The following is an 11,409-nucleotide window of genomic DNA, read 5'->3' as shown; positions in this document are numbered from 1 at the left end:
AAGATGCGGACTTTTACTCCGCGACGGTCAGATCACCCGACCGTTTCCGATGTCCATTTTGTCTCCGGGATTCACACCTGCCACCGCCACAGGGTCGAGGGCCAGATACAGATTGGCTCCGGCCTGAACGTTGGCCAGTCAGGCCACTCGCGAACCTGGACAATCAGTTCCACGCATCGACAGACAAGCGCACTAATAACTGGTGACATAGACAGAGAGGACACAAACACAAACGACAGACCCAACACTCTCCAACCCCCAACGTCTCTCAGAAGAAAAGTGACGGATTAGGCGATTTAGGACCTGCCGCGTTAGGCGATGGTCCTTGTCCGTCCTGGCTCTCTCCTGCGTTAGGACATGCCTCTGCTCGTCCGCAGACGTTTCACCCCCTAAAGCCAATCTCGTCGCCACCGCTTTTCGAGGCGTCGAAGAGCCTTGGTGGCCCGCGCATTCAAATTGCTGAACCGGAGCAATTTACCAGAACTCTGCACCCGCTGGCGTGCCCTTGCTCGCAGCGTATCCCGATCACCTTCCATCACGTCGAGAGCGTCCTCCCTCTGTGCGAGACCGGCGACCCCTGTCTTCGCGAATATCTCCCATGCGTCTCGATCGGGGATTTCCGGATCGGAGGCGTCACGACGGAATGTCGGCAGCTCGAAGCCCAAGAGCGTGTTGAAGCTCGCCAAACCATCCAGGGCAAGGTCATTGATGCTGCTGATCCCCACCGAGGCTGGCCCAAGCCCATCGCCCGGGGTCTCGTCGATAAGCGTGAACTCGGCCCTTGAACGTGTTCTGTGACAGGACAGGTCGTCGGCCATATCACCCTTTCGGTTGTCGGTGATCTTGTCCATCAGGCGATAGGAAAGTCGTTCCCCCTTCTGCCCGAAGTACAGGGTCGCATCCACGAAGGGCTGGTGGTGGTGCGCCGGGTCGCAGGATGCGATGTCGAGAGGCCTCAGCCCTATCTCGGGCGCCCTCTTCTTGACACGGTGCTTGGCCGCCCCCCGGGGAGCGACAACGCGCTGGGTCGTCGTGTTCGATCCAGTCTTGTAGACCTTATGAACAAAGCGAGGGTGCCTCCGATCTTCTCGAAACACCTCGGCAACGGCAACGGCAACATGCTTGCGCAGCAATTCCGTCATCAGCATCCTGCGGACCGCGTAGTCGCCCTCGCAGAACCTCGGGGCGGGGTACACATCCAGTGAAAGCTCCATCCCCGTGACGGGAATGTCGTCGAGTGCGCACCCCGGGGCGCAGTCTTCGCGCAGGAACGCCCTGAGAAGCCCAGGGAGCCCGCCTGGTGCGGGGTCTTGCATCTTGATGACGTGACCCCGCCCAGAATGCGCACTGCCCCTCGTAGGGCTTGCCACGAAGCAGGTGCGGAATGCCCCGAAATCCTCGTTGAGCTTCCTCAGCCGGTTGTAGAGATTGACGCTGGAACGGTCCCTCTTCGTCTCGACGGAAATCTCGATCCAATCGAATACCGCGCGGAACTCGTAGGTGCTCAGGTCGAGCCGGGGGACAGCGTGAAGCCGCCCCGCGAACCGGCGCTGGGAGTTTGGGCAGGGCGCAACTGTGTAGGGCAAACACAAATGTTCCGCATCTTTCGGATCATGATAGGCGGGGTCGTTGAAGACGAGTGGGACGGACCGGATCATGCGACCAGTTCGATCCCGGCGAGATCCCGGGTGTCACTTTCCTCCCGCAAGACGCGCAGGGCGTGCCTGTAGGTCCAGGGCGTGCGCCTGGAACTGCGTAGGGTCCTTCCGCCATCCGAGGCTAAGAAGGCCTTCAGAGTCGCATCCGGATGAACCTGCCGATAGGCCGCCCAGGCCTCCCCGAGTTCCTGGGCGCAACGACGGGCAGCCTTGCGACGCGACCGGGCAGATGCCTGGCGCGCTTCGTGGGTTTGTGCCGCGCGATCCGGCCGGGGCCGGGCGTTCTTGCTGGACCTGGTCTTTGCGGTAACCCGGTGCCCGAATTTGACCAGGCCCGACAATTCGGGCGAGAGCGCGAGCAGTGGCTTTTGCTGGTGCAGACCGAGCAGGTAATCGGAATATTCCAACAGGGCGGCCCAGAGCGCTTCCTCGGCACCAGGCTGCGCCACCCGGAACATCCGGACGTAATCATCCATGACAATGATCTGCTTGCCTTTGTTCTGCAGGTGGTTGGCGCGGCATGCTTCGAGCAACTTGAACAGGTTGGGAAGATCGTTCGGCCCATGGATCTTGCGTGCATAGTCCCATGCGACGATCTTGAGGTTCGCATGCTGTCCCTCGGCGCAGTCTGTCAAAGCACGCATCTGTTTGCGCGCCGCTGGTAGCTGTGTCACGTCGGCCGCGTACTTCCGGCCGTACGACAGGAACAGGTACCCGGCAATCGTGCTCATGAATGTCCTCCAAATGTGTTCGTGTTTGCGCAATGACGGAAAGGAGAGGCTGATCAGCCGGCCTCGAAACTGCGTTCGATCAGGGCCCGGTAGGCTGTCCCGTCGAGTCCCGCAGCCTCGGCCAGCGCGGCGGCCTCTGCCAGGCGGACCCCCTTGCCCCGGGCCCAGTAGGACACCCTCTCGGAAGGCCAGGAGAGCCGCTTGGCAAGGGTGACGGTGGTCACCCCCTGCGCCCAGGCGAAGACCGCGGGGATGGCTGCCGCGCCAGCCGGGGTGTCGATCTGGGGGAGGTGCCGCTCAACCCAGCCCGCTGAAATCTCGTATCCACTGAACCCGCGCCGGCCGGCCAGCCATTCAAGCGCATCCAGGGGATCCCCTTCGACATATTCCGCGCGGGGACCAAGCGCGGCCGTGGTCCGGATCGGTTTGTTGCCCCGGGGGCTCATGACATTGCGAACGGAGCGGACGTCCAGGCCGCCCAGCGTGGCGATCTCCTGGGCCGAGAAACCGATCTCCAGCTGCCCGTCGCACAGGATGCCCTGAACAACCTCGGCAATGGCAAGCGTGGCCGAGGCGCCCGTCAGCAGGGTCTGCAAGGGGGCATCGGGCGCCAGGTAAACGCCGGTGTGGTCCAGTCCACCCATGGCCTCGCGGGGGAGCGCGGAGAGAAAGTAGGAGAGCCACTCGGTGCCTTCCGCGCGTTCGTCGGACACGTCGATGTCCTGCAGGGCAGGGGGGGCAGAGACCAGCCGGTAACAGCGGTGCGCGGCACGTTCGATCCCGCTTCCCTCGATGGCCACCTCTGCGAGGAACGCCTCGGACGCGATCAGGTCGTCGAGATGCTGGGCAGGGACGTCGTCCATCCCGAGAATGGCGGCCGCGGCCGCGTTGCCGCGGTCATTCATGCCCAGGAAGTACCGGGCGTCGTCGGCCTTCAGGACCGCTGCAATGCGGAGGTCTTCGAGGATCCTGGTCCAGGGGGGGAGATTGTCCATCCGGTGCTCCGTAATGATGATTACATGATAATATACACATCATCATTGTGAAATCAAGAGTTAATGATATTCGTGACATCATTTTTGCGGATCGCTCCTTTGACATGCAGCCCCCCTTGGCCGGTATACGCATGGCTTGCGCAAACGACGCCCTTGGCCATGCATATCCATTCCCTTGATGTGTGCGATAGGGCGGTATATTTTTGCGGTATCTTTTGGGAGTTGCCGTGATGCCAATCACCTCTAAGCGAAAGACCTCTCTGACCCTCGATGCGACCGTGCTTGATGATGCCAGGGATCTCGGGATCAACGTCTCGGCCGTGGCGGACAGGGCGCTTCGCCAGGCCGTTGCAGAGGCCCGCCGGAACAGATGGCTTGAAGACAACGCGGAGGTCTTCGCAGCCCAGGCGGATTGGCATGAGCGCAATGGCCATCCCTTGGCCGAAATTCTCGTCTCTTCGGCAGCCGCGTCATGGAAGGACTGAGCCGCTTCGACGTCGCCGAATATGCCGGTGTCTCGATGGTGGTCGTCGAAAGTGACCTGCTGCCGCCCGATCCCGCGGTCGTCGTGATTCCGCTCCTGGCCGGTTACCCGGCGGTCAGGCACCTGAACCCTGGAATCCGGCACAAGGGGCAAGACCTGATCCTTGCGACTCGGCTGATCGCGGCCGTGCGCCGCTCAAGCTTGCGGCGCACGGGCAATGTCGCGGGCCAGGGCGATGTCATCACCCGGGCCGTCGATGTCCTGATGGGCGGTGTCTAGCACAAGCTCTGGGCTGGGGGCCGGCCTTTAATACGGTCACAGGCCACGAAGCGCCTCGCCTTATTATTTTACATAACACACATTATGAGGCGATTTTTTGTAGCCGCAAAGCGATAATGTCACCCATGAGCAATTCAGGAATGTCACTCTGCCCTCAAAAGAACAAGAGGGTGAGCAGACATGGGATGGGTGGTTATGAGCGAGCGCGAGTTGAACTGCATAGAGGTATTGGCGCAGGTCGATGATGGACGGCTGAGTGTTGACAATGCTGCCAGCGTTCTGGCGTTGACGCGTCGGCAAATCTTCCGGCTGTTGAAGTGCTACCGTCAGGATGGCGCAGCGGCGATCCGGCACAAGGCACGCGGCAAGCCACCAAACAATCGTATCCATCATGCCAAACGCGTTTACGCGTTGTCGCTGATCAAGGAGACCTATCCGGACTTTGGGCTGACATTGGCGGCTGAGATGCTGGCCGAGCATCACGGTTTCAAGGTCTCACGCGAGACGGTTCGCAAGTGGATGCAAGAAGACGGCCTCTGGCTGTCCTGCAAACAGCGCCGCACATTCCACCAGCCGCGCTTGCGGCTGGAATGCTATGGCGAGTTGATCCAGATCGACGGCTCGGATCACCGTTGGTTCGAGGATCGGGGTGAACCGCGCCGGGTTTGCCGGAGGCTCCAACTCCTGAGTAGGATGGAGCATCATGAGCAAGACCACGAACAAGTTTTCCCCTGAAGTGCGCGAGCGCGCCGTGCGGATGGTCCTCGACGGCGCGGGGCAGCACGGATCTCGCTGGCAGGCGATCACGTCGATTGCCGCGAAGATCGGCTGCTCGGCGAACACGCTGAACGAATGGGTCAAGAAGGCGGAAGTCGATAGCGGCAAGCGCGCAGGCATTCCCAGCGAGATGGCTGAGAAGATGAAGGCGCTGGAGCGTGAGAACCGAGAGCTCCGGCAGGCCAACGACATCCTTCGCAAGGCCTCGGCCTATTTTGCGATGGCGGAGCTCGACCGCCGGTCGAAGTGATGGTGGATTTCGTTGAAGCGCACAGGGATGCGCATGGGGTCGAGCCGATCTGCGCGGTGCTGCCGATCGCCCCTTCCACCTATTATGATCATCTGGCGAAGCGTGCCGATCCGTCACGCCTGTCGGACCGCGGCCGTCGTGATGCCGCCCTGCGGCCCGAGATCGAACGTGTCTGGGAGCAGAACTACAAGGTCTACGGCGTCCGCAAGGTCTGGCGGCAGCTCGTCCGTGAAGGGTTCGACGTCGCTCGTTGCACAGTGGCACGGCTGATGAAGGATATGGGCATCCAGGGCATCATCCGTGGCAAGCCACACCGAACGACGATCCCGGACAAGAAGGCGCCGTGTCCGCTGGACAAGGTGAACCGCGAGTTCCGCGTGCCCACTCCCAACATGCTCTGGGTCAGCGATTTCACCTACGTCGCCACCTGGAGGGGCTTTGTGTATGTGGCTTTCGTCATCGATGCCTACGCACGCCGGATCGTTGGCTGGCGAGTGAGCCAGACAGCTCACGCAGGCTTCGTGCTCGACGCCCTGGAACAGGCCGTCCATGATCGGCGCCCCGTCAAGGGCGCGGGTCTCGTCCATCATTCCGACCGCGGGTCGCAATACCTGTCCATTCGCTACACCGAACGACTGTGCGAGGCCGGCATCGAACCATCCGTGGGCAGCGTCGGCGACAGCTACGACAACGCCTTGGCGGAGACGATCAATGGTCTCTTCAAGGCCGAGGTCATCCACCGTCGTGGACCGTGGCGCAGCCTGGAGGCCGTCGAATACGCGACGCTGGAATGGGTCGACTGGTTTAACAGCCGCCGTCTCCTTGAACCGATCGGAAACATCCCGCCAGCCGAGGCTGAGGCCAACTTTTACGCGGCTCTGGAAACTGAAGACATGGCCGCGTAACTAACCAAAATCAGCCTCCGGCAAACCCGGCGCGGTTCACAGCAATACGTGACTCGGTTCGAGGTGAAGGCCATGGTGCAAAAAGGAACGGTCTTTGTTTTCCGCGCCGGACGGGGTATCCCTATCCTTAAGGCTATTTGAAAAAGGGACGCCTCCATGCCGAAGATTTCCGTGGTCACGGCCGTTTTCAATCGCCAGAAGACCATCGCCGAGGCGATCGAGAGCGTGGCCGCCCAGGACCACCCGGATGTCGAACATATCATCCAGGACGGCGCCTCCGGGGATGGCACGCTCGAGGTGATCCGGCGTACGTCCGGTCCCGGGGTCGTGCTGGAAAGCCTGCCGGACACGGGCATTTACGACGGGATCAACAAGGGCATCGCCCGCGCTACTGGCGAGATCGTCGGGCTGATGCATTCGGACGATCTCTTTGCCTCTCCCCGCGTCCTGTCCCGCGTCGCCGAGGCCCTGCGGGATCCGTCGGTGGATGGCGTCTATGGAGATCTCGACTACGTGGCCGCCGACGACACCGGCCGGATCATCCGCAAGTGGCGCTCCGGCTACTACACCCCCGCCAGGCTGCGCCGCGGCTGGATGCCGCCGCATCCAACGCTCTACCTGCGGCGCGAGATCTACGAACGATGCGGGCTCTATGACACCAGCTACCGGATCGCCGCCGATTACGACGCTATACTGCGCTACCTGCTCAAGGGGGGAATCCGGCTGGCCTACGTGCCCGAGGTCTTCGTCAGGATGCGTGTTGGCGGAGAGAGCAACAGGTCCATCCGGACCATCGTCCGGAAGAGTTCCGAGGACTATCGCGCCATCCGGGCCAACGGTGTTGGTAATATTGGCTGTCTGGTCTGGAAAAACCTGTCGAAGGTACGGCAGTTCATTTGAGTCGGCTGGCGTCGTCCCGCACATGGCTGGTGCCTTCGAAGGCGATGCCCTCGAGTGTCCACGCTCAGAGGCCTGACACACGTCTGATCGAAGACCCAGCCGAAATCCGAAGATTATGCTTGCCAAACAGGGGGCATCCACACACTGACCTGCCACCCAACCGAGTGTTGGAACTACTTCAAAACTGTCGGCTATGTCGCAAGATAATGTCGAAAGGCTGTAAGGTAGAAAAAACCGGGCGCTGGGGCTGGCTCTTCTGAGTCCTGGCTCCGAACATCCTCAGCAGCAAGCCGCACCAATCAGTTGGCAGGCTGAGGGCCGAAGATCAGGTCCGATCATAGTAGCTCTTGCCATATTTGGAATAGGCGCCGTAGCCTTCGTAGCCGTATCGGTTCATCTTTTGGATGTCGATTTTTGTCAGTATGAGGCCCGAGATCGGGGCATCCACCGAGGTCAGCATCTTGATGCCCTCGCGAACGAGACCGCTCTTGGTACCATTCCACAGAACGGTATAGAGGATCGCGTCGGACACGCGCGAGATGATCCGTGCGTCGGGCACGACCAGCACCGGCGGCGTGTCGATAATGATATGGTCGTAGATCGCGCGCAGGTCATTGATCGTCTGGGCGAACCGCTCGGACGAGAAGTAGTCGGCTGCGTTGACATCTCCCGTGACGCCGCCCAGCAGCACGTCGCCCCGCAGTTCTTTCTTGTAGCTGGCCGCGTCCTGCAGCGGGATCTCGCCGGACAGTAGATCGAGGATGGTGTGTGGGAAGCGGTCGTTCGGGAAGTATTCCGACAGCGTGCGGCGGCGGAAGTCGCCTTCGACCAAGAGGACGCGATGCCCCATGTCTCCGAGATTGCGCGCTAATGACAGCGCGGTGGTCGTCTTGTCTTCGCCGGGAATGGAAGAGGTGATCGCGATGACCTGCGGTGGACTGTCGATGTTCGACATCAACACCGAAGTCCGCAGGTTGCGGATCGCCTCCATCGCGCCGGAGGTCGGATGCTCATGCAGGTAGGGCAGAAGGCCGCTGCGGTTCTTGATGTTCAGCTTGGGGATCTCGCCGATCACGGGAAGCCCGATGGCCCGCTCGAGGTCATCCGCCTTGCGGAACCGGTCTGTCACGAACTGGCGCAGGAACAGGAAGCTGAAGCCGGCGAGCATTCCCACGAGGGCCATCGTGGCCTGGATCCGCAGCTTGCGCGGGGCCACCGGCGTCCCCGAGATCGCCGCGGACAGGATCCGGCTGTCCGGTTGCTGCAGGCCGATCTGCACGGAGGTCTCCTTTAGACGAGCCAGGATGGTCTCGTAGAGCACTTCGGTCGCCTGCCGTTCGCGCGTCATCTGGTTGAGTGTGTTCAGGTCCTGAGTCTGTTTGTTGATCTGGTCCTGCAGCGAGGACAGGGATCCGCGCAGCGCCGCGAGCTGGTCCTCCGAGCGGGCGGTGTCGCTGGAGAAGGTCTCTACCAAGGCGGTTAGTCTGGCCCGCGCCGCCGCCGCGGCGCCCTCGTCGCCGGCCAGCAAGTTGGCGCGCAGACGGCTCAGGATCGGATCGTCGATCTCGGCGACGGCCTGCGGCATGTCGTCCGCCGCCAGCAAGGCCTCGATCCGGCTCTTGCGCGCGCGCTTCGTAGCGAGGTCATCGGAAATGGAGCCGATCCGGCTGCGCAGGTCCTGCGCCCGGATATTGAGCCCCTCCAGGCTCTCCGCGTTGATCAGGTCGGTCTGGGCGCGGAATCTCTTGATCGCGGTTTCCTGGCGGTCGATTTCGACCTCGAGCTCGGAAACCTTGTTCGTCAGCCAGTCGACGGCGTATTCCGTGGCCTCAAACTTCTGCGTCACCTGGTCGTCGATGTAGATCTGCGCCAGGGTGTTGGCAATGAGGGCGGATTTTGTCCGGCTGTTGGTGGTGATGAGGATGTCGAATAGGAAGGTGCTGCGGATCGGGCGGACCTGGATGCGCCCGCGCACCGCGGTCGCGGCGCGGAATTTCAGCGCTTCCGGATCGGGCATGCCCGGCGCGAACTTTTCGCCGGTCGTCAGTTCCTGCCACTTTCGGCGTATGCCCCATATGGAAAACGGCGCGGGCGGACCCATGCCGTTGAATTCCGTATCCTCGTCAAGGGACAGCTTGTCGACAAGCTCCGAGACCAGCCGACGGGATCGAATCACCTCGAGTTCGGTGTTGATGGCGGCCAAGTCCGTCGAGACGCCGGACAGGACGCTTTCCATGTCCACCACCTGCTGCGAGCGGATCTGGAAGGACAGCCGGGCGTTGGCAGTGTAGAGTGGCGTAGCGATCCGGTTCGCATAGTACCAGCCGATCATCGTGAACACGACCACGCAGGCCAGCAGAAGCCATTTGCCGCGCCAGACCAGCCCGACCAGGGATAAGATGTCGAAGGAGCCCGATTGCGGGGCGGAATGAGGCTCGCGGAGGAAATCGTCGTGTGTTCCGGTTTCACGCGGCATGGAATGACCCTGAAATATGGTTCGGTTCACCTTCCCAGGGGCTTGGACAGGTAAAGAACGGCCAAGTCAAGCCGGGAAGCGGAGGCGCGGTCAGCCCGGCCTGTCATGAAAATTTGTGAAAAAGGTGATTTTCGATCGTCGGCACCGGTGCTATGCGTTCACGCGATGAGCGCACCCTCGGGGCGGAAGACATGAAGACACAAGGCGCCGAGCGTTGACGGAAACCTCCGAGGAAAACCTGTTCAGGGTCATCAAAGTGATCAAGGAGGCGCCCGACCTGTCCCAGCGGCAGATCGCGGCCCGGGCCCGGATCAGCATCGGCGGGGTCAACTACTGCCTCAAGGCGCTGGTCCACAAGGGCTTCGTGAAGGTCTGCAACTTCAGGACCTCAGACAACCGGCTGCGCTACGCCTACGTGCTGACGCCACGCGGCCTGCGCGAGAAGACGCGGCTCGCGCAGAGCTTCCTGCAACGCAAGCTGGTGGAATACGAGGCCCTGATGGCCGAGATCGCGACACTCGAACAGGAAGCCCGTGGGGGCGGCAGAACGGACCCGGCCACCGGGCCGGAAGAATTGTGACGACCCGCCATCGGCGGACCATTTCTCAAGGACATCGAACATGAACAGGATTTTGACCAGTTCCACGCCGCTCGAGGCACTGACGGCGCGATTGCGCGACCGGACCGCCACGATCGGGATCGTCGGGCTGGGTTATGTCGGCCAGCCTCTGGCACTGCGCTACGCCGAGATCGGCTACAAGGTCCTCGGCTTCGACATCAGCTCGAAGCTAGTCGACGAGCTCAACGCCGGCCGCAGCCCGATCGCGCACATCGGTGACGAGCGCATCGCGGAGGCGCTGAAGGGCGGCTTCGAGGCGACCACCGATTTCTCGCGAATCGCCGAGGCGGACGGGATCATGCTTTGCGTGCCGACGCCGCTCAACAAGTACCGCGAGCCGGACCTGAGCTTCGTGACCCGCACCTGCGACCAGATCGCGCCCTACCTGCGCGAGGGCCAAGTCGTGGCGCTGGAAAGTACGACCTACCCCGGTACCACCAAGGAAGAGATCATCCCCCGCATGGAAAGCGGCGGTCTCACGGTGGGTAAGGCGCTCTTTGCTGTCTACTCGCCCGAGCGCGAGGACCCGGCCAACCCGGACTTCACCACCAATACCATCCCGAAGGTCGTCGGCGGCCATACCGCGGCCTGCCTCGAGGCGGGGATGGCGCTGTACGGGCAAGCGATCGACCGCCTGGTGCCGGTCAGCTCGACCGAGACGGCCGAGATGACTAAGCTGCTGGAAAACATCCACCGCGCGGTGAACATCGGCTTGGTGAACGAGATGAAGATCGTCGCCGACCGCATGGGCATCGATGTCTTCGAGGTGATCGATGCCGCCGCCACCAAGCCCTTCGGCTTCACGCCCTATTACCCGGGGCCGGGCCTGGGCGGGCACTGCATCCCGATCGACCCTTTCTACCTGACCTGGAAGGCGCGGGAATTCGGCGTGCATACCCGGTTCATCGAACTCGCAGGCGAGGTGAACACCGCCATGCCGCATTATGTCTTCGACAAGCTGCTGAAGGGGCTGAACGCGCAGGGCAGGCCGGTCCGCGGCAGTCGGATCATGGTGCTGGGCATCGCGTACAAGAAGAACGTCGCCGACATGCGTGAATCGCCTTCGGTCGAGATCATGGAGATGATCCGCGATCACGGTGGCGAGCTTTGCTATGCAGACCCGCATGTGCCGGTCTTCCCGCCGATGCGCGAACACCATTTCGACATGTCTGCCACCCCCCTCACGCCCGAGACGCTGGCGGCGCAGGACGCGGTGGTGGTGGCAACCAACCACGATGCCTTCGACTACGAGATGGTCAAGGCGCACGCGAAACTGATCGTCGACGCCCGCGGTGTCTACCGCGCGCCGGCCGAGCACATCCTGCGGGCCTGAGG

General features: G+C 62.1%; 10 protein-coding genes, 1 pseudogene and 1 other annotated feature. Of the genes and pseudogenes, 7 read left to right on the top strand and 4 right to left on the bottom strand.

The annotated features are described in order from the left end of the window. Window positions 1-389: 389 nt before the first annotated feature. The 3 genes from KZZ07_RS24575 to KZZ07_RS24565 are packed head-to-tail and all read right to left on the bottom strand — an operon-like array spanning window position 390 to window position 3,384. Window positions 390-1,658 (bottom strand): hypothetical protein, encoded by a 1,269-nt coding sequence (locus KZZ07_RS24575; RefSeq protein ID WP_219518831.1) that lies wholly within the window; start codon window positions 1,656-1,658, stop codon window positions 390-392. Further along, on the bottom strand, window positions 1,655-2,389 hold the full coding sequence (locus tag KZZ07_RS24570; protein WP_219518828.1) for a hypothetical protein: 735 nt from the start codon (window positions 2,387-2,389) through the stop codon (window positions 1,655-1,657). Before KZZ07_RS24570 ends, KZZ07_RS24575 begins: the two co-directional genes overlap by 4 nt. A 53-nt stretch (window positions 2,390-2,442) precedes the next feature. Next, complete coding sequence (locus KZZ07_RS24565) at window positions 2,443-3,384, bottom strand: hypothetical protein (RefSeq protein WP_219518826.1); 942 nt, start codon at window positions 3,382-3,384, stop codon at window positions 2,443-2,445. Between the two features lie 230 nt (window positions 3,385-3,614). Between KZZ07_RS24565 and KZZ07_RS24560 the strand changes: the two genes are divergently transcribed. The 5 genes and pseudogenes from KZZ07_RS24560 to KZZ07_RS24540 all read left to right on the top strand — a co-directional run bounded on the left by KZZ07_RS24560 (window position 3,615) and on the right by KZZ07_RS24540 (window position 6,979). Beyond that, window positions 3,615-3,869, top strand: coding sequence for a type II toxin-antitoxin system CcdA family antitoxin (locus KZZ07_RS24560; protein WP_219518833.1), 255 nt, complete (start codon window positions 3,615-3,617; stop codon window positions 3,867-3,869). After that, on the top strand, window positions 3,857-4,147 hold the full coding sequence (locus KZZ07_RS24555; protein WP_219518824.1) for a CcdB family protein: 291 nt from the start codon (window positions 3,857-3,859) through the stop codon (window positions 4,145-4,147). Before KZZ07_RS24560 ends, KZZ07_RS24555 begins: the two co-directional genes overlap by 13 nt. Before the next feature lie 180 nt (window positions 4,148-4,327). Beyond that, a pseudogene (locus KZZ07_RS24550) lies at window positions 4,328-4,804 on the top strand (helix-turn-helix domain-containing protein); the annotation flags it as partial. Window positions 4,805-4,850: 46 nt separating this feature from the next. Continuing rightward, window positions 4,851-6,079 (top strand): IS3 family transposase gene (locus KZZ07_RS24545; RefSeq protein ID WP_219518821.1). Its coding sequence is split into 2 segments (ribosomal slippage): window positions 4,851-5,139 and window positions 5,139-6,079, totalling 1,230 coding nucleotides; the frame shifts between segments, so codons are not numbered across the junction. Then, window positions 5,132-5,248, top strand: a sequence feature (AL1L pseudoknot). Its footprint overlaps the gene before it by 117 nt. Before the next feature lie 156 nt (window positions 6,080-6,235). Beyond that, window positions 6,236-6,979, top strand: coding sequence for a glycosyltransferase family 2 protein (locus KZZ07_RS24540; protein ID WP_219518818.1), 744 nt, complete (start codon window positions 6,236-6,238; stop codon window positions 6,977-6,979). A 325-nt stretch (window positions 6,980-7,304) separates the two neighbouring features. Here KZZ07_RS24540 and KZZ07_RS24535 read toward each other — a convergent pair whose 3' ends face one another. Continuing rightward, the gene (locus KZZ07_RS24535) at window positions 7,305-9,455 is read right to left on the bottom strand and encodes a GumC family protein (protein ID WP_219518815.1); all 2,151 of its coding nucleotides are present in this window, start codon (window positions 9,453-9,455) and stop codon (window positions 7,305-7,307) included. A gap of 214 nt (window positions 9,456-9,669) precedes the next feature. Between KZZ07_RS24535 and KZZ07_RS24530 the strand changes: the two genes are divergently transcribed. Next, window positions 9,670-10,035 carry a MarR family EPS-associated transcriptional regulator gene (locus KZZ07_RS24530; RefSeq protein ID WP_219518811.1) on the top strand — a complete coding sequence of 122 codons (366 nt, stop codon included), beginning with the start codon at window positions 9,670-9,672 and terminating at the stop codon, window positions 10,033-10,035. 40 nt (window positions 10,036-10,075) lie between these two features. Continuing rightward, window positions 10,076-11,407, top strand: coding sequence for a nucleotide sugar dehydrogenase (locus KZZ07_RS24525; RefSeq protein ID WP_219518808.1), 1,332 nt, complete (start codon window positions 10,076-10,078; stop codon window positions 11,405-11,407). Window positions 11,408-11,409 lie beyond the last annotated feature (2 nt).

It is taken from the genome of Mameliella sp. CS4 (assembly GCF_019392335.1).
Taxonomy (GTDB): domain Bacteria; phylum Pseudomonadota; class Alphaproteobacteria; order Rhodobacterales; family Rhodobacteraceae; genus Antarctobacter.
The sequence above is the reverse complement of the archived record's forward strand: the minus strand, read 5'-3'. Positions and strand labels throughout refer to the sequence as shown.

Coding starts and splice junctions, on each gene's coding strand:
- KZZ07_RS24575 (WP_219518831.1), bottom strand. CDS start 1,658: ATGATCCGGTCCGTCCCACTCGTCTTCAACGACCCCGCCTATCATGAT.
- KZZ07_RS24570 (WP_219518828.1), bottom strand. CDS start 2,389: ATGAGCACGATTGCCGGGTACCTGTTCCTGTCGTACGGCCGGAAGTAC.
- KZZ07_RS24565 (WP_219518826.1), bottom strand. CDS start 3,384: ATGGACAATCTCCCCCCCTGGACCAGGATCCTCGAAGACCTCCGCATT.
- KZZ07_RS24560 (WP_219518833.1), top strand. CDS start 3,615: ATGCCAATCACCTCTAAGCGAAAGACCTCTCTGACCCTCGATGCGACC.
- KZZ07_RS24555 (WP_219518824.1), top strand. CDS start 3,857: ATGGAAGGACTGAGCCGCTTCGACGTCGCCGAATATGCCGGTGTCTCG.
- KZZ07_RS24540 (WP_219518818.1), top strand. CDS start 6,236: ATGCCGAAGATTTCCGTGGTCACGGCCGTTTTCAATCGCCAGAAGACC.
- KZZ07_RS24535 (WP_219518815.1), bottom strand. CDS start 9,455: ATGCCGCGTGAAACCGGAACACACGACGATTTCCTCCGCGAGCCTCAT.
- KZZ07_RS24525 (WP_219518808.1), top strand. CDS start 10,076: ATGAACAGGATTTTGACCAGTTCCACGCCGCTCGAGGCACTGACGGCG.